Consider the following 20308-nt stretch of genomic DNA (forward strand, 5'->3'; position numbering starts at 1 on the left):
TCAAATAATCCAACAGGATACCTCTGTCTATAAAAAACAGCTATTGGTTTAAGCTATTCTTTATAGGATGGTTTTATGTGTTCCCACTACTGTTCAGTCTGCCCTTCCCGAAGTAGACTTGAAAAACAATATCTCTTCCTATACTGATTTTCAAGTAGAATACTTTGAAGAAGAACCCGGTAGATCCCGGGGTATAGAAAAAATATCAAAACTGCATTTTACGAAAAGAATTTCCAATGCTTTCACCTTTGGATATAAAGAAAACAACTTCTGGTTCCGTTTTTCTGTTTATAATGATTCAAATGAAACAAAAAATATGGTCCTGGAATTCACAGAGATCATCCATAAAACAATTGATCTGTATATACTGTCCGACCCGATCATCCATAAGAAGAATGGATTGCATGTTCCTGTATCGGAGCGTGAAATCCAAGAGTCGAATCCTTCTTTCCCACTTCGTTTTGCACCGTACGAAAGCAAAGAACTCTATGTGCATATAGCTTCCATTTATGGTGTCTTTGGTGCACTGCAGCTAAAAACAGATGAACAGTTCCTTCATGATATCCAATTAAAAAAGAATATATACCTTTTTTATTTTTCTGCCATTATCATTATTGCATTATATAACCTTATCCTCTTTTTTTATTTACGGGAAAAAGTCTATCTTTATTATATCGGATATGTATTTGTCTTCATTCTCTGGGCAGCAAATTATAAAGGGGTCCTCCTTCCTTATATTGATATACATACCTATGATCTTTTACAGATAACTATTCCCATTTTCTTTACTTTACTCATTCTCTTCTCACAATCTATTCTGTCAACAAAAAAATATTTCCCTTTTCTGCATAAAATATTAAATGGATTTATATTTATTTTAGTGATCAGTCTTGTCTGGATGCTTATTTCTATGCATTCAGGTTTTTATTTTATGAATATGTCTGCATCTCCTCTGCTTCCTTTTCTCTTGTTTGTTGCTTTTTGGGCTCTATATAAAGGTCAGAAGATTGCAAGACTGTATCTGATCGGACTTACTATCTATATTACAAGCATGATCATCATCAGTCAACTTGCGTTAGGCATACTCCCGTACAGTGTTATACTGAGTCATGCACCGATCATCGGTTCTTTCTTTGAGATCATACTTTTTTCACTGTTGCTTGCTTACCGTATCAATCTTTTACGTCAAGAGAAACTCGATACGCAAGAGAAGCTTCTGAAATATGAACAGACAGAAGCTGCACGTTTATCCCAGATGGTTAAAACTCAAACGGAAATGCTGCTCAGGGTAAAAAATGAATTGGAAATGGAACTTGAAGAGCAAAAAGAAAGGGAAAAAGATCTTCAGTATCAGGCATCTACTGACCCCCTGACCAATCTTTTAAACCGGAGAGCTTTTTTTGAGAGATGTGCCTATGAGATCGAATATGCTATGCATCACAATACAGAACTTTCATTGTTGATCATTGATATTGACAATTTTAAGATGGTGAATGATACATATGGGCATCAGACCGGTGATCATGCGATTATAGCTGTAGCAGAAAATATTGCTGCTATTATTCGTACGACAGATATCCTTGCCAGAATAGGAGGAGAAGAGTTTTCCCTGTTAATGCCAATGACGGGAAGAGAATCTGCCCATCAGCTTGGAGAACGTATACGATTGAATATTGCTGAAAAAAAGATCGAAGTTGAAGATCAGGTGTTACAGCTAACAGTAAGTATAGGTTTAGCTGTTTTTCAAAAAGAAGATCCCGATATTCAGACCGTCTTCAAACGGTCTGACCAAGCCCTTTACAGAGCGAAGGAAAATGGCCGAAACCGAGTATGTTATCTTGAAGCCTAGGGGGTTTTAGGCTTCTCTTGCTTTGGTAATGATCTCATGGACGATAGACGGGTCCTCAAGCGTTGAGATGTCCTGTGTGATCTCCTCGCCTTTTGCAATGGAACGAAGAATTCTTCTCATGATCTTGCCGGAACGTGTTTTAGGCAGTCCCGGTACTTCGATGATATGGTCTGCTTTGGCGATGTTCCCGATCTCGCTAGAGAGCAATGCATTGATGTGGTTCTTGATATCTTTGTTGATGTGTCCCTCTTTGAGTACGATATAGATGAAGATGGACTCCCCTTTAATGTCATGCGGGCGCCCTACTACGGCTACTTCTGCTACAGAATCATCTTTTTTGACGGCTGCTTCTATCTCGGCAGTACCCATACGGTGGCCCGAAACGTTGATGACATCATCCACACGGCCGGTGATCGTAATGTACCCGTCTTCATCGACTACAGCACCGTCACCGGAGAAGTAGACCGGTTTTCCGTCTTTCACTGCATCTCCGAAGTAGGCTTTTTTGTAACGTTCAGGATCGCCCCAGATCGTGCGTATCATACTCGGCCATGGGCGTGTGATACAAAGAAGTCCTGTCTCCCCTACCTCTTTGGGTGTACCGTCAGGGTCTATAATCTCTGCAATGATACCCGGAAGTGCGAATGTGGCACATGCAGGTTTGATCGGTGTTGCTCCGGGAAGTGGAGAGATCATATGTCCTCCTGTTTCAGTCTGCCACCATGTATCGACGATAGCGCATTTGGAATTTCCTACGACTTCATAATACCATTTCCATGCCGGAGGGTCTATTGGCTCCCCTACGGTTCCAAGTACTTTGAGTGAAGAGAGGTCATACTTCTTAGGTTCATCTTTGCCCATTTTGTGAAGTACACGGATGGCTGTCGGTGCGGTGTAGAACTGAGTGATCTTGTGGTCCTGTACCATCTTCCACGCACGTCCGGCATCCGGGTATGTCGGTACTCCTTCGAACATCAGTGTTGTTGTTCCTGCTGCAAGAGGGCCATACACGATGTAGGTATGTCCTGTGATCCAGCCTATATCTGCCGTACACCAGTAAATGTCATCTTTTTTCACATCAAAGACCCATTCCATGGTCATTTGTGCCCAGAGTATGTACCCGGCAGTTGAGTGCTGTACGCCTTTTGGTTTGCCTGTACTTCCGCTGGTATAAAGTAGAAAGAGCGGGTCTTCGCTGTCCATCAGTTCAAAAGGACACTCTGCATGCTGATGTTCAATGAGTTCATTGTAGTTGTGGTCTCTGCCTTCTACCCAGTTGATCTCTTCATTGTTCCTCTTGACAACAAGGACCGCTTCAATACTTTTCCCACCCTGTGAAAGTGCATCATCAACGACTTGTTTGAGCATATACGGTTTTCCTTTTCTGTAGGCTCCGTCAGCAGTAATGACGATCTTTGCTTCCGCATCTTCGATACGGTCTTTCAATGCTTCTGCAGAGAATCCGCCAAATACGATGGAGTGTACAGCTCCTATACGGGCACATGCCAGCATGGCATAGGCTGCTTCAGGGATCATCGGCATATAGAGTACAACTCTGTCACCTTTGGTGATGCCGAACTCGTTTCTGAGAAGGTTTGCCATTTTATTGACACGCAGTGAGAGCTGTGCATAGCTGATGTGCTCTACATCTCCCCTGTCCCCTTCAAAGAGGATCGCTGTCTTGTCCGCTTTGTCTGCAAGGTGCCTGTCTATACACTGGTTGGAGACGTTGAGCTTTCCATTGGTGAACCACTCATAGAACGGTGCGTTTCTCTCATCAAGTACTTTTTCATATGGTGCCAGCCAGTCTATTTTTTCATCGGCAAACTCTTTCCAGAAGCCTTCATAGTCTTCTATGGCTTTGTTCTGTAACTTCCAGTACGCTTCCATATTGGGTATAGCGGCATTCTGTGCAAATTCAGGATTGGGGTTGAAAATTTCTTTTGTCATGTAGATTCCTTTTTTCATCTATTATGAATTATATTAGGGTTAGTTTATCATAAAAAAGAGAGATTTGAAAAGAAAAAGAATAAAGGGTTTTTTAAATAGGAGTAATTTAGTCTTATTTGTTACACTTTATATTTTCTGACTATTTTCAATAATGATCCCATGCTCAAAATGAATATTTATCAGATACTTCAGATTAAATATTTTTCTTTGATCTCATTGGCAGGTATCGGTTTACTGTAATAATACCCCTGTATAGTTTTACAACCGTTATCTAAAAGAAACTTTTTTTGAGCATCTGTCTCAACACCTTCTGCAATAAGATTAAGCTTAAGACTTTTTGCAAGTGCGATGATCGATTTTATGATAGCAATATCCTCTTTGTCTTTTGGTATCCCTCTTACAAAAGATTGATCGATCTTGAGTGTATTTACCGGTAAACGTTCTAAATATGCCAATGAAGAATATCCGGTACCAAAGTCATCGATCGCGATTGCAATACCCATAGCACTGATCTGTTCAAGTTTATGAATGGTTTCTTCGGGCTTTTGCATCATTTGCCCTTCCGGTACTTCCAGTTCCAACCATTCGGGTTTAAAATTGATTGTCATTATGTTTTCTTGAAGTATCTGGATAAAATCATTGCTCCTGAATTGTCTCATAGAAAGATTAACTGCAAGTATACCGGGGGTGAATCCTTCTTGGTACCATTTGTATATTTGTTTCATAGCAGTTTTTATGACCCATTTATCTATTTCAACGATCAGTCCTGTCTCTTCGGCCAGAGAAATAAATGTTTCAGGGAAGAGTAATCCCATAGTAGGATGCTGCCAGCGTATTAAAGCTTCCATACCTAGCAATTCTCCGGAATTGGCATCTATTTGCGGCTGATAGTAGAGTACAAACTCTTCTTTTTTTAGTGCCTGATGTAACTTTGCTTCCATGGCGACACGTTCAAATGCCAATGTAGTCATTTCAGATGAATAAAACTGGAAATTATTCCGTCCCTCCTCTTTTGCTTTGTACATAGCCGCATCAGCATATTTTATAAGATTATCTATATCCGGATAATCCAAAGTGTAAATACTGATACCAATACTCCCCGAGACATAAAGTATATGATTATCGATATGCATAGGTTCAGCTAAGGTTCTAAGGATTTTTTTTGCCAATAATGATGCATCCTGTATCTTGTTGAAATCTTCCATAATGATAGTGAATTCATCTCCGCCTAAACGGGCCAGAGTGTCTTTTTTCCTGATCTTGGATTTTAAGCGTTTTGTAACTGCTATAAGTACTTTATCACCAACTTGATGACCTAATGAGTCATTGATCTGCTTAAAGTGGTCAAGGTCAATAAAAAAGAGTGCAATTTTTGTCTTGTTCTTTTTTGCCTGTTCGATCCCATACCTTAACCTCTCATTAAAGAGAATACGATTAGGTAATCCTGTTAAAGCATCATGATATGCCTGGTAATGTAAAATATTTTTTTGTTCAAGAAGCTCTTTCTGTGCTTTTTTCTTCTCAGAAATATCTCTTACCGTAACATACACAACATTACGGTCATTCAAAATAATGGGTGTCAGTGTAACTTCAGCTAGAAATTTTTCACCATTTGCTTTAACATGCACCCACTCAAATTGATGTCCGCCTTTTTCTCTGGCAAGAGTTATCATTTCCTCAGCTTTTTCATAAGAACTATGGCCATCAGCTTGAAATTCAGGAGAAAGATCAGAGGGATGGAGATTCAGCATCTCCTCTTTGGAATCATAATGAAACATCTTCATGATTTTCTCATTACACTGGATAAACTTGCCATTATCAATAATCAAAATACCATCTGATGATTTTTCAAATAAAGTTTGAAAGGTATCTTTTTGCTTTTTTATTTCATACGTTTTCGTTTTTATATCTGTTTCAAGCTGTTGGGTATATTGTTCCTCTTTGGCATGTATTTTCCGTATCAATATATAGATAATGATCAAAAAAACAATATAAAGAAAGACAGTACTTATAAGTGTATCTGTAAAATCGGAATACATTGCAGAAAACAAACCACGCTCTTTAATCTGTATATCTAACAATCCCCGTATATCACCAAGCTTATAATCATATGCATTTTCATACTTGTCACGAATACTTGGTATGGCATTCTCACGCTTACCATGACACTTAAGGCAGGATTCTTTAATAAACAGAGGTTTTATATAATGATATACATTATTTTTCTGAATGAATTTATATGTTTCGTTAGGGTTTTTTTTAAAGTACTGAATCATTTTCAACTCAAAATCGTTTGCCATATTATTTATATTTCGAGGACGGTCTGAAACAGTACGTATAATAACATCACCTTGAACACTTGATGAAAAATGATCACTTATCTTTCTTGTGGTCTTGACAGGAAGCAGGTTAATTGTTTTTTCATTGACAGTAATATGGTTATGTAGAAAAATATCCTGATAGGTTTGACGAAATGCAGAGATGAATTCTGCAAGAGATTGGCTCTCGTTCTGGATAATGAGTTTTTGTGTATCTTCAATACGATGGTATTGCTCATAGGTTTTATAGCCAATAACGGCAAAGAGTAAAAGTGCAAATATAATAAACAATTTTATACTTTGTTTCATATATTAGCCTTTTTCACCAATTCTACTATATATCCCCCTATTTAAAATAGAGTTTTCATAGTTGTCAACTTCATATGCTATCTAGGATCTATCCTAAACTTTTACACAAATAAAATTATCATTTATTTTACATTAGACAATATTTTATCTACCTTGCTTTCTAAAAGAGTACAATAACATGGTAACCACCCCATAAGAAAAAGAATGAACCATCTCCTTTGCGTACTTTCTATAGCATTATCAATTTTGAGTGCAACCGACCCTAGTTAGGGTCAGGCGTTGAATATCTACTTTTAACGATCTTTGAAATAAGTGAACGGGATACACACAAATGCTTTGCGATCTGGGCTTGTGTGTATCCGTCATTACAGGCATTGATAATGCTGATATTTCTCTCATTCCTGGTTTTACTATCTTTGAAATGTTTCTCTAATGTTTTCAAATAAGCATGCTTATGAATATTGTCTTTAGTGATCACTTTTTGTTTTTGGATCGCATCAAGTATTTTCAGTTCCTCTTCTCCCAAAGTTACGCCTATGAGTTTCTGTATATTTTCATAATCCAGTTCTGCCAGCAATTTGGATTTTTTTGCACAGGGTATGGGTGTTTGTTTATTGGCGATCACTGCTCCCAATGTATAGGGGTATTCTCCCACCCTCTTTGCTATATTTGCTTCTATCGGATTTTGTTCTATATAACGTATAAGTGTATAGTAATATGCTTCACTGTTGATATGTCGTGAGTAAAATCTTCCCTGCCAGAAGTGACCGGATCTTTTTTGTTTTTTATTTGCATAGATCGCATAATTACTGTTAACCTGTTTCATAAAAAGTGAAAGATTGTCCAGTTCTGTTTCGATCAGCAGATGAAAATGATTATGCATCAGACAATAATCATGCACTATTACTCTATATGCTCTGCATGCTTTACAAAGGATCTTTAAAAACATTTCATAATCATCATTCGATCTGAAGATAGCAGAACGGTTCACTCCACGATTGATGACATGATGATACCCTGCCAGGTCTATACGCGGCCTTCTTGACATCACCTACTCCTTATTTTTCTATAGTATAGCAAAATAAAATGTATATTCAACGCCTGACCCTTTTGTTGACCCTTTTGTTGTTGGCTTAAGATTAAAAAAGATAAGATAAAATATAGATGGAACAATTCAAATAAAAGGAAGTATTATGAAAAAGTTTTCTCTTTCATTAGCGGCAGTTTTGGCAATGAGTACATTTGCAATGGCAGGTGGAGATATAGCACCGGTAGAACCGGTCGTAGAACCGGTTGTAGAAGTTGTAGACGCATGGAGTGGCCCATATGCGGGAATCCAGGCAGGTGGCGTTTTTGGAGATGCAGATGTCAGTATCCCGAACTATCCGTCTAATTTTAGTCTCGATCCAAGCGGATTTGCCGGCGGTCTCTATATGGGATACAACTGGCTGCTGGAGGATAACTTGCTGCTTGGCGTTGAGGCTGTGGTCAACTGGATGTCTGTAGATGACGATGGTCTCAGTAGTACATTTAGTAGCGAAAAATATAAAGTGGAGCAGAACTGGGATGCCGCCCTCTTGCTTAGAGCCGGGAAAATCATGGGGGACATTATGCCCTATATCACTGGCGGTGTAGCCTGGACGGAACTGGAGACAATCTATATTCCAGATGGTGGTTATGGCAGCAGAACCGATACTGTTACAGGTTGGACAATCGGTGCGGGTATCGAGAAGAAGATCAATGAAAATCTCAATACGAGAATTCAATATCGTTATACGAATTACAATACAGCAGATTTCGTTCATGGAGGTCCGTCGCATGTCGATTACGATTCCAACAACTTGATGCTTGGGGTAAGTTACCGCTTCTGATACACGAAGTTTCCCCCCCCACCGCTGGGGGGCGTTTCGAAAGCGAAGAGCAGAGCATAGGGGTCAGGTGAACGTAATCGTAATCTATTTTGTGCTACACTCCTAATATACCAACAAAGAGGAGATGCCCCATGCCACGAAAACCACGTATAGAACTATTAGGGAAGTACCATCTCGTCAACAGAGGTGTGGCACAGATGTGTATATTTGAAGAGCCCGCCGATTATGAGCAGTTTGAAGAACTGATGTGTTTTTATGCCAAAAGCTTTGGCATTACGATACACAACTATTGTCTTATGTCTAACCACTACCATATACTACTGGAGATACAGAGTGAAAATCTCTCCAAATTCATGAGACAGCTCAATCTGAACTACTCAATCTACTTCAACAAAAAGAACAAACGCACAGGACATCTCTGGCAAGGAAGATTTAAATCGTGGTATGTCACAGATGAAGCCTACTTCTATACACTTATGCGCTACATAGAACAAAACCCACTCAAAGCCAATATGGTGCAAGATATCAAAGCGTATCCTTACAGTTCATACCATTACTTCCTTGACTGCCATAATATACCGGAATGTCTTCAACATGCATGGATAGTACAATGCTATAAAGATAATATAGAAGCCATAGAAGCGTTTTTAACAAGACCTGTGGACAGACAACAATTACAAGAGCTAAAAAATGCATCTTCTTTGGTCGAAGCTCCCAATGTTGATAACAGACCAAAAGAGGAAGAACTCAAAAAGTTGTTCCAAGATATTACTGATATAAAAGTAAGAAACGAGACCATTATAAAAGCATACCAAGAGGGATATTCTCAGCATATGATTGCTAAAGTGTTAGGTATGGCACAATCAACGATTCATGGGATTATCAAAAGGTATAGTTAGTACGATTACGTTCACCTGTCCCCTATCCTTTCTTGTGTCGGTTCGAGGTTATGTACCAACGCGTGAAAGCTTCCATATCTACAATTTAAATACAACTCTTGTGTCGGTTCGAGATCTTGAAAAAAAAGAGGCAGAATCGACCCAGACTCATTTAAATACAACTCTTGTGTCGGTTCGAGCCACCAGTCATAACGCTCACCTGCATTATTGTCGCATTTAAATACAACTCTTGTGTCGGTTCGAGAGAGAAAAAGAAATAGATGTTGAGGTGCTGTAATGGGATTTAAATACAACTCTTGTGTCGGTTCGAGGAAGATACCCCTGCTCCATAGGGTTTGCCATAAGCTATTTAAATACAACTCTTGTGTCGGTTCGAGGAGAGGTCCAGAGGAGATAGAGTCCCTTATTTAACAATTTAAATACAACTCTTGTGTCGGTTCGAGCTGTTCAAAAAACGGTAAAAAGTTGGCTTCAAAACTATTTAAATACAACTCTTGTGTCGGTTCGAGGCATTTGGAAACTTACCCCAACCTTTTTGGAAGTTCATTTAAATACAACTCTTGTGTCGGTTCGAGATAACATCACCGATATAAGTACCTGCCCCACCGTCATTTAAATACAACTCTTGTGTCGGTTCGAGTCAACTGTTACAGGTAATATCATAGGAGTTTCAACATTTAAATACAACTCTTGTGTCGGTTCGAGCTAAGGAAAGCCGGTGCGAAGATCATTTTGGCATAATTTAAATACAACTCTTGTGTCGGTTCGAGAATAGGAGAGAATGATGAGGATATTACTGTTTATCTATTTAAATACAACTCTTGTGTCGGTTCGAGAAACACGAACAGACGAAAGTAGCTTTTAGATTTCTAATATTTAAATACAACTCTTGTGTCGGTTCGAGCAAAGCTACTTAATTTCTGCGATGATGTGAAAGTATAATTTAAATACAACTCTTGTGTCGGTTCGAGAGATACAGAACTTTCAAAAGCCAAAAAGGTTGGTATATTTAAATACAACTCTTGTGTCGGTTCGAGCTCACCTTATATCGAGACAAAAGGGGTGTATATCGTATTTAAATACAACTCTTGTGTCGGTTCGAGGTATATCCTACCGCATATCTAGCGGTGGCATGATCCATTTAAATACAACTCTTGTGTCGGTTCGAGAGATACAGAACTTTCAAAAGCCAAAAAGGTTGGTATATTTAAATACAACTCTTGTGTCGGTTCGAGCTCACCTTATATCGAGACAAAAGGGGTGTATATCGTATTTAAATACAACTCTTGTGTCGGTTCGAGGTATATCCTACCGCATATCTAGCGGTGGCATGATCCATTTAAATACAACTCTTGTGTCGGTTCGAGTTTTTGCTGAACTAAGCACATTACCCATTTCAGATGATTTAAATACAACTCTTGTGTCGGTTCGAGTCTTGGTACGACTATCACACCAGAGAATCCGATCCTATTTAAATACAACTCTTGTGTCGGTTCGAGGCCATGCTGATAGACTTCAAGGAAGATCGCAGAGTCATTTAAATACAACTCTTGTGTCGGTTCGAGGAGAGGTCCAGAGGAGATAGAGTCCCTTATTTAACAATTTAAATACAACTCTTGTGTCGGTTCGAGGAGGAGATGAGCTATCAACTTTTATTAAGCCTATGGCATTTAAATACAACTCTTGTGTCGGTTCGAGATTCCCTACATTTGGAGTCGTTGCATCACCAGTATTATTTAAATACAACTCTTGTGTCGGTTCGAGCTTTTAACTCTTTACGCCTTTTCTCTATAGATGTTCATTTAAATACAACTCTTGTGTCGGTTCGAGTATAATCAGAATGCAAAGAAACAGAATCAGAACAAGATTTAAATACAACTCTTGTGTCGGTTCGAGCATGTGCCTCCGCTTTTGGCTTATTTCTGTATTGGAATTTAAATACAACTCTTGTGTCGGTTCGAGATACCTGTTTTATACATGTTGTAAACAGATTCAGGAATTTAAATACAACTCTTGTGTCGGTTCGAGATACGGAAGTAGAACTCATACGGTTAACTTTAGCGCATTTAAATACAACTCTTGTGTCGGTTCGAGTTTATCTTTGACAGCAAGGCGGAAGCTGCAAGGTTATTTAAATACAACTCTTGTGTCGGTTCGAGGGTGTAACACGAGTTGATAGTTTAGATATTATAATATTTAAATACAACTCTTGTGTCGGTTCGAGATTCAAGATCAGCCTGCACCGATTGTTTTCTTTTGGATTTAAATACAACTCTTGTGTCGGTTCGAGGCAATTACGGCAGAAAACAATGTTGATGCTGATGCGCTATTTAAATACAACTCTTGTGTCGGTTCGAGTAATTCTACAAATGAGCCATACTCGCACTCAATCTCATTTAAATACAACTCTTGTGTCGGTTCGAGATTGTAATCTATTGCACCAAATGCTTTCTGGATGTCATTTAAATACAACTCTTGTGTCGGTTCGAGTCGGTTGTCGCTTTGCCTGCATCCGCTGTAGTATCGTATTTAAATACAACTCTTGTGTCGGTTCGAGTATGTAATGATTCCATTTATCCTCAATATTAGATGATTTAAATACAACTCTTGTGTCGGTTCGAGAATTCTTCCAGTGCAGGCGATGTGAGCGTTCTTGACCATTTAAATACAACTCTTGTGTCGGTTCGAGCCACGAAATGAAGATGACCCTATAGAGACACTATTATTTAAATACAACTCTTGTGTCGGTTCGAGACTTTTTCATGCTTGGAGTATAGAATAGAGGTATATTTAAATACAACTCTTGTGTCGGTTCGAGTTTGTAAGTATGTTTATGTGTTTTTGTTTAGAGTAGATTTAAATACAACTCTTGTGTCGGTTCGAGAAGAAAAGGTTGATAAAATGATGGAAGATGGGAAAGTATTTAAATACAACTCTTGTGTCGGTTCGAGACATATCAAGGTACAAACGGACGATACTTTAGCAAATTTAAATACAACTCTTGTGTCGGTTCGAGCTGCCACTTCTCTTGATTTGGACTTAGGCTTACCCCATTTAAATACAACTCTTGTGTCGGTTCGAGATTGATAATTCATCCCCTAATGGTATCGCTATATCCATTTAAATACAACTCTTGTGTCGGTTCGAGCGGCAAATTGAACTGTTTTAACATTGTTACACTACAATTTAAATACAACTCTTGTGTCGGTTCGAGCAGTTCTTCGCAACACAATACCCGGTGCATCTCTTTCATTTAAATACAACTCTTGTGTCGGTTCGAGGAGGAATTTGCAGAGCTTGTGCAGCACAGCGGCCAGGATTTAAATACAACTCTTGTGTCGGTTCGAGTCATTTTGATGCAAGTTTACGGAAGCAGTATTCATAATTTAAATACAACTCTTGTGTCGGTTCGAGAATTGCTGCTCCGCTGAGAATTACAGATATTAGACTATTTAAATACAACTCTTGTGTCGGTTCGAGAAATCCTTTTATCCGAACAGCATATTTTATAAACCCATTTAAATACAACTCTTGTGTCGGTTCGAGAAATCTTCTGCTATCACCAAGAGCGTGCCGGTGAATATTTAAATACAACTCTTGTGTCGGTTCGAGACACCGAAACCGTAATCTGTTACAGATGTTGCACATATTTAAATACAACTCTTGTGTCGGTTCGAGACATCTGACGGAACAGATTCTAATGATTCTATTCTATTTAAATACAACTCTTGTGTCGGTTCGAGTAATTCTACAAATGAGCCATACTCGCACTCAATCTCATTTAAATACAACTCTTGTGTCGGTTCGAGATTGTAATCTATTGCACCAAATGCTTTCTGGATGTCATTTAAATACAACTCTTGTGTCGGTTCGAGTCGGTTGTCGCTTTGCCTGCATCCGCTGTAGTATCGTATTTAAATACAACTCTTGTGTCGGTTCGAGTATGTAATGATTCCATTTATCCTCAATATTAGATGATTTAAATACAACTCTTGTGTCGGTTCGAGAATTCTTCCAGTGCAGGCGATGTGAGCGTTCTTGACCATTTAAATACAACTCTTGTGTCGGTTCGAGCCACGAAATGAAGATGACCCTATAGAGACACTATTATTTAAATACAACTCTTGTGTCGGTTCGAGACTTTTTCATGCTTGGAGTATAGAATAGAGGTATATTTAAATACAACTCTTGTGTCGGTTCGAGTTTGTAAGTATGTTTATGTGTTTTTGTTTAGAGTAGATTTAAATACAACTCTTGTGTCGGTTCGAGTATGAGCGGATATTATAAAGTGAATTACTTAAAAGAATTTAAATACAACTCTTGTGTCGGTTCGAGGTGGTATTATTGAGTCTACTCCTAATCATCCAATAAATTTAAATACAACTCTTGTGTCGGTTCGAGTCTTTGCAAAAGGCATAGGAGAGTCACTTCATTAATTTAAATACAACTCTTGTGTCGGTTCGAGAGTGCTGGTAATTGATGGGGATAATTATCCAACATTATTTAAATACAACTCTTGTGTCGGTTCGAGGTTTTTGAGGAAAAAACCTATTTAGCCGTGCCTTAATTTAAATACAACTCTTGTGTCGGTTCGAGTAAATGAATTGTATTATAGAGATGGACGTTATTTTTTATTTAAATACAACTCTTGTGTCGGTTCGAGTCGCCTTGCTCTCCAATTCGTCCAGCTGTTCTTGATATTTAAATACAACTCTTGTGTCGGTTCGAGGAATACATAAAAATAAAGGTTAAGGACTTTTGACAATTTAAATACAACTCTTGTGTCGGTTCGAGCTTGATTTCTTGATGATCTCACCGATAGTCAATTTCATTTAAATACAACTCTTGTGTCGGTTCGAGCAGGTGACTTTCTTGCTTGTCTATCGGATTGTGGCATTTAAATACAACTCTTGTGTCGGTTCGAGACGGAAGAAAACGCGATCAATCAAAACGTAATAACAATTTAAATACAACTCTTGTGTCGGTTCGAGTCTTTTAAGTAATATTCTTTGCCCTCTCTCTTCCTAATTTAAATACAACTCTTGTGTCGGTTCGAGGATTCCATGTGAAGTATAAAGTAGAGTTTTCTTTCCATTTAAATACAACTCTTGTGTCGGTTCGAGAAGTTTTAATGCTAGTTATTGTGATTTGCATAATTGATTTAAATACAACTCTTGTGTCGGTTCGAGAAGGGTTTATTGCAAGTGCTGCTATAGTTTTCCTGTATTTAAATACAACTCTTGTGTCGGTTCGAGTGCACTAAACCCTTTATACACTGCTGTTCTTTTTGCATTTAAATACAACTCTTGTGTCGGTTCGAGTACCGGTAAGGATCTCTATCTCTGCTTCTATCTTGATTTAAATACAACTCTTGTGTCGGTTCGAGCGGAGTTTCTACAACTTCTGTAGCATTTGCAAACGGATTTAAATACAACTCTTGTGTCGGTTCGAGACATGATATCCACAGTTGAAGAGTTCGCTATACCTTATTTAAATACAACTCTTGTGTCGGTTCGAGTCTATTAGAAGAGAATGACATACTAGAGCCATTTAGATTTAAATACAACTCTTGTGTCGGTTCGAGGGACTTTATGACTCTTGAAAATTTCGGGAAAATATTATTTAAATACAACTCTTGTGTCGGTTCGAGCTGTAACACTTGTTGATAATAGATTTATGATTACTTCATTTAAATACAACTCTTGTGTCGGTTCGAGTATAGAGCTGCCAGATTTTGAAATCGTCTTATCTGGATTTAAATACAACTCTTGTGTCGGTTCGAGATTCACCGCCACGCTCTTGGAGATAGCAGAAAGTTATTTAAATACAACTCTTGTGTCGGTTCGAGTGACTCTGCAACATCAAGCCCTGCAACTCTAAACATATTTAAATACAACTCTTGTGTCGGTTCGAGAAGAAATATCTGATTTAGTGCTGCAGCCTACATAATTTAAATACAACTCTTGTGTCGGTTCGAGACTCTCTTTCTGACGATGAAATGCCCGACTTGGGTCTATTTAAATACAACTCTTGTGTCGGTTCGAGATTCCTGCAATCGCTCTATACTTGTACCTGTCTCGCGATTTAAATACAACTCTTGTGTCGGTTCGAGGTAGATAAAACAGTAGATGAAATAGACTTCACTTCGCATTTAAATACAACTCTTGTGTCGGTTCGAGCACATCTTTGTACTCTTTTGCAAGTACATCTGCCAATTTAAATACAACTCTTGTGTCGGTTCGAGGTTACGTTTAGAGTGCCTCAAAAATTGACTATCGGATTTAAATACAACTCTTGTGTCGGTTCGAGTCTGTATATTCCATCATGTGCTAACTTCTGTTTAGCATTTAAATACAACTCTTGTGTCGGTTCGAGGGCAGCAGCGGCAAAGATGAGAAACTGGCACTACTATTTAAATACAACTCTTGTGTCGGTTCGAGTTAGCCCTTTAATAAATAAACATAAAGGATTATCCCAATTTAAATACAACTCTTGTGTCGGTTCGAGTAAAATCTTCGGTTCTGTATCTGCTTTGAAATCCAAATTTAAATACAACTCTTGTGTCGGTTCGAGGAAACTGATACAATAATATCTAACATTAAGCTCTCATTTAAATACAACTCTTGTGTCGGTTCGAGAGTATTGCGATAATACTCCTATTAACATAATCAATAATTTAAATACAACTCTTGTGTCGGTTCGAGTAAAGCCATATGGGGGTTTATAAATATATAAACTCTCTTAAGTACCTATATAGCCTTTAATCCATATAATTTTTCCAGCTAAAATTTACTTAACAATAAAATGTTAAATAACATAGTAGAACATATGAATTATAGCACAAAACACACTCTTTTACTAAAAAGTCACTTGGAAATTTTATAGAAAAAGAGATTCATTTTCTTTCTCGTTGGTTCCTAAAATTTCTTCGTCAAATACATGTTTATTTTTTAATTTGACTATAGAAACAAAATCTAGTTTTTCATCTATTACCTTTTTGATCTCTTCTCTAAATTTAATGAGATTCGAGGGTGTAATATTTCCTCTGAAAATAGACTTCTGATGATGTTTAAAGTATTTTTTGCAAATCTTAAAAACCTTGGTTACCCTGTATTTTCCTGCATCTGTTTCCATATCTGCAATATCATAAAATACAAAAGCGTAGTTATAATTATAATTTTTACTCAACATCTATCCTTGAGTTTAAATGGTACAAATTCTTTCTCTTCCAATAAAAATTTTACTAATTTGTAGGCATCATATTTAATGGTACTCTTATAAGTGGTTTTACGCTTTAGTTTGGGATGCAAAAAAGGTTCATTCATACGATTTTCAAATGCTTCTATAAATATTTTCTTCCCCATTTCATTGAGTAGTGCATAGTTCAGGTTTTTATCAAAATGCTTTGTTACTTGCAGCTTTTTGTTATTGACCAGGTCAAAGATCGTTTTAAAAACAATGACTGGTTTAAATACTTCGCACAGATCAAGGCTCAGACTAAACCTGCCTTCTCTTGGAGAGTGTAAAAAACTGATAGACTGGTTCAAATGCGTATGATAAATAGCCGAGATGGTTTTAGTGTAAAGCAAAGTATTTCCAAAACTTACCAATGCATTCATGGGATTGTCTGGAGGTCGTTTCACCCGTTTATTCATGATGAAATCTTTGGGTAAAAAATACTGGAAACAATCGTAAAATCGGTTCCATATCTGCCCTTCTATGAAGAGTATCTGTTTTATGTGTACCTCTTTTTCTAAAAATTTTGATACATCCTTTTTAAGCCAATCAAGCAACAGCTTTAGTTCTTTTTTCCCATGTCTGTAATAATGATAGAGTACTTCATGAATATTGTCAGCGATCCCCTGCACTATTGCTTTTGCTATAACCAACCGTTTATCAATATATGCCATACTTTGCCTTATGGTCAGATCACCGCTGATCAACTGCTCTTTAGGGTAAAAACTACCACTGTAATTTGAATGATAATTAAAAAAATGAATAGTGATCCCTGCCTTGGCTATGAAGTCCAAAAACTTGGTATTTACCGTTACTTCATTCATACAGTAGAGTTCTCTGGTATCTTCAATAGGCAGATAAAAATTACCTTTACTGTTTTTAAAAGCAATAGAGTTGTCTTTGCGTTTTAACTCACCCATACTAAATATATATCTTGTATGCTCTTTTGCCATTTTCACTCCTAAATAAAACAGTACTCATAATAAGCACATTTTTTACAATGTCTTTCCAATACAGACTTGGGAGGTACAGGCAGATCAATCAAATTGCCAATATCATCCAACACATCTAAAAGCTTCTTTTCATTTGCTTCATCAAGTTCTATGTAATGCACCTTTTTATTCTGATTTCTCTTCTGGATAAACTCTATCTTCCCTTTTTTCACTACCCCTTTTTGTTTGAGCTTATACAGATACAAAAGCACCTGCCATTTCACAGCTACCGGATCACTATCAGACTTTTTTATCTCAACTAGATACTCTTTGGTAAGCTTGTCTATCTTGACATTATCTATAGTTACCTCACTCTTTTTACTTTTTTCTTCCTGGAGTTCATGCAGTATCTTTCCTATTCGGACATCTTCGCTGTTATCCTCCAGGTTTATGCGGTTGGCATGGAGCCAACACTGGGTTTTACAGTGGAAGTAGTAGTTTATGAGTGTGCCTGTGATTTGATTCATTGTTTTTTATAAAAAATACCCACCTGTATATTCTTCAAATGCATTTCTGTCAAACTTGCCATCCTCTGTAATAAAAATCTTATAATTACTTATATAAAAAAATCCACCAAATTCATATGAGTAATAGGATGGCTTTTGACCCTCTTTGTATTTGATCAGGTTAAAGGTAAAAAACTGCATTAAAGAGTTTATGTAGGATTGTTCATATTTTTTTTGGCTAAAACCCTCTATCTCATTAAGAGCTTTAAAGCTTTCCCATACTTTTTCTCCATCAAGTTCACCATTGGTTAAATAGTTTTTGATTCTTTTGTCTTCAAACTCTTTTACTCCTTTATAAAACTCTAAATCTATTTTAAAAGGGAAAAACAGTGTCATATTTTGAGAGTTTATTAATGTCATAGTTTTGCTTATTTCTGAATAATCTAACTTTTTTAGAAGAGTTGAGAAATTATCTATATTGGTGTTAACACCAATATCATAACGCAATCCATTTCGTTTAATAACTTCTAAAACATCAGCATAATAATCTATATAGTTTTTATCTCTCAATATCGTTTGGTATTTCTTTTGAGTTAAATCAAAGCCCAAACGGTTATCACCTCTGTAAATTTTGGAGACATCATCATAGTTGAAAAAATAGACCTTTGAGCCTTGCTTTTTACAGCTTCGGTTAATTCGCCCCATAAACTGCTCTTCACTATCAAGGGTTGATATATCTTTAAAACCTAAATCCATATCTATATCAACCCCTGCTTCTATTACTTGGGTTGCTACAATGATAATGGGTTTATCTTTTTTACTCTCATTAATCACAAATTGCCTGTAAGCTTTATTATCATCTCCACTTAGCTCATAGACATTCTCATTACTCTTCTTTATCTGCTCATAAAACTTTCTGGCACTTTGTTTTTTGATAAATTCAAAGAGTATCTTTTTGTGCTCATCTTTGACCTCATCGAAAAACTCTTCGAGTCTATCTAGCTCTATCTCTCCCTCTTCAAGCAAAGTGAAATCAACCTCTACTCTTTTGCTAAAGTAATCATTGGTAAAAAACTCATCTCTTTTTGTAGGGCTGATAAGGTCAACAAAGTTACTCTTTTTCTCTAAAAAGAAATCCAACTTTGGCAAGGTAGCCGACATAATAATAATTTTGATATTAAGTAGTTCGGCATACTTATCAAAAAACTCCACCATATACCACCACAAGTTATTATTATAGCTCTGTATCTCATCAAGTATAATCACAGAATTTGCCAACTGCCAAAGAGGGAAGTTATCCTCTTTTGATGTTCCAAATAAAATATTAAAAAGAGCCACATGGGTTGTAATAATCGCAGGAGAGTGGAAAAAGAGTCTATTGATATAGGATTGTGTATAGTTGCTCTCATTTTCCTCTTGCTCTCCTTCAAGTTCAATAGGAGAGATGGAGTTGATGGTTTCTATCTTTAGCTCATCTCCAAAAATATCATCAAATACACTTTTGGTCTGCTCTACCAAGGTGTTAAAAGGAAAGATATAAAAAAGCTTATTGAGTCTTTTATCACTGTTCAAAAGTTGCAAAGCGATATTGATAGAGGTAATGGTTTTTCCACTCCCTGTTGGAGCTTCTAAGTAGTAGATATGTTTATCTAAATTTTGAAGCAGATTCAACTGGGCTTCTTGAAATATCGCATCTCTTAATTTATTGATACCCTTTGGCTCTCCAAATTTCTCCAAAAAACCATCAAAAGAGTTTTTTAGTTGTATTTTCTCATCTTCATTAAAAAGACCAAAATCATCAATAGACATCTTTGCTATATACTCACTGGTGGCATAATAATCCGATGAAACCAAAAGAGAAAAGAGCAATTTATTTAAGATATAAAATTCAAACTTATTATCCAAATAATTCTCTATATCTTTTTTTGAACTATCAAAACTCGCATGAGCTTCTCGTTTATCCGAAAAATAATCCTCTATCTTACCAAGTCGTCCATGATGTTTGCTAATATGATATGAAAAATTATAAAGAATATAAATAAGCCTATAATACTCACTCTCATCCTCTACTTTCTCAATAATGGGTTTATAATAATCTACAAAATGGACAGCCCCACCAAAAGAGTGTTTAGAATCAGAACACCCCTCATACTCTTTAAACAGATGGTTTTGCATCTTTTTACTTTGGAAACAGGGGTTCATCTTTCCCAAATCATGCAGATAGATAGTATTAAAAAACATCTCTTTTATCAATTCATGATTTTTAGTGTCAATGGACCCAATCAATCCATCAATAAGAGCTTCTAAATGCTTATCTTTAACAATCTTATCCAAATACTTTTGCGTACAATTTAGATGTTCTATTAGTGTTTCATCAGGAGTATGCGCCAAATAATGCTCATCCACTCTAAAAAGTTTCAAATCTAAATACATCATAA

Annotated in this window: 10 protein-coding genes and 1 CRISPR repeat array; of the genes, 3 read left to right on the top strand and 7 right to left on the bottom strand. The window is 37.0% G+C overall.

Annotated features, from left to right (window positions below; genetic code table 11):
* Positions 1-67: 67 nt before the first annotated feature.
* Positions 68-1849 (top strand): sensor domain-containing diguanylate cyclase, encoded by a 1782-nt coding sequence (locus tag ACZ48W_RS00115; protein ID WP_464828739.1) that lies wholly within the window; start codon positions 68-70, stop codon positions 1847-1849.
* A gap of 6 nt (positions 1850-1855) precedes the next feature.
* Here the strand turns inward: ACZ48W_RS00115 and acs are convergent, their stop codons facing one another.
* From acs to ACZ48W_RS00130, 3 genes are all read right to left on the bottom strand, one after another.
* A complete protein-coding gene (acs, locus tag ACZ48W_RS00120; protein ID WP_464828740.1) occupies positions 1856-3799 on the bottom strand; it encodes an acetate--CoA ligase in 1944 nt (647 codons plus the stop codon).
* A gap of 188 nt (positions 3800-3987) precedes the next feature.
* Positions 3988-6426 carry an EAL domain-containing protein gene (locus ACZ48W_RS00125; protein WP_464828741.1) on the bottom strand — a complete coding sequence of 813 codons (2439 nt, stop codon included), beginning with the start codon at positions 6424-6426 and terminating at the stop codon, positions 3988-3990.
* 262 nt (positions 6427-6688) lie between these two features.
* Positions 6689-7474, bottom strand: coding sequence for a transposase (locus ACZ48W_RS00130; RefSeq protein WP_464828742.1), 786 nt, complete (start codon positions 7472-7474; stop codon positions 6689-6691).
* Positions 7475-7619: 145 nt separating this feature from the next.
* On the opposite strand from ACZ48W_RS00130, the gene ACZ48W_RS00135 reads away from it, so the two are divergent.
* Positions 7620-8297 carry an outer membrane protein gene (locus ACZ48W_RS00135; protein WP_464828743.1) on the top strand — a complete coding sequence of 226 codons (678 nt, stop codon included), beginning with the start codon at positions 7620-7622 and terminating at the stop codon, positions 8295-8297.
* Between the two features lie 131 nt (positions 8298-8428).
* A complete protein-coding gene (locus tag ACZ48W_RS00140; protein ID WP_464828744.1) occupies positions 8429-9196 on the top strand; it encodes a transposase in 768 nt (255 codons plus the stop codon).
* 83 nt (positions 9197-9279) lie between these two features.
* Positions 9280-15900: a CRISPR direct-repeat array (repeat unit 30 nt; unit sequence ATTTAAATACAACTCTTGTGTCGGTTCGAG).
* 175 nt (positions 15901-16075) lie between these two features.
* Here ACZ48W_RS00140 and cas2 read toward each other — a convergent pair.
* From cas2 to cas3, 4 genes are read right to left on the bottom strand one after another with little or no spacing between them, the layout of a single operon-like run.
* Positions 16076-16387, bottom strand: coding sequence for a CRISPR-associated endonuclease Cas2 (gene cas2, locus ACZ48W_RS00145; RefSeq protein ID WP_464828745.1), 312 nt, complete (start codon positions 16385-16387; stop codon positions 16076-16078).
* Positions 16381-17385 carry a type I-B CRISPR-associated endonuclease Cas1b gene (gene cas1b, locus ACZ48W_RS00150; RefSeq protein WP_464828746.1) on the bottom strand — a complete coding sequence of 335 codons (1005 nt, stop codon included), beginning with the start codon at positions 17383-17385 and terminating at the stop codon, positions 16381-16383. Before cas1b ends, cas2 begins: the two co-directional genes overlap by 7 nt.
* Before the next feature lie 8 nt (positions 17386-17393).
* The gene (cas4, locus tag ACZ48W_RS00155; RefSeq protein WP_464828747.1) at positions 17394-17891 is read right to left on the bottom strand and encodes a CRISPR-associated protein Cas4; all 498 of its coding nucleotides are present in this window, start codon (positions 17889-17891) and stop codon (positions 17394-17396) included.
* Positions 17892-17897: 6 nt separating this feature from the next.
* Positions 17898-20303, bottom strand: a complete 2406-nt coding sequence (gene cas3 / locus ACZ48W_RS00160; protein ID WP_464828748.1) for a CRISPR-associated helicase Cas3' — start codon at positions 20301-20303, stop codon at positions 17898-17900.
* Positions 20304-20308: the final 5 nt, after the last annotated feature.

Source organism: Sulfurovum aggregans, from assembly GCF_055385215.1.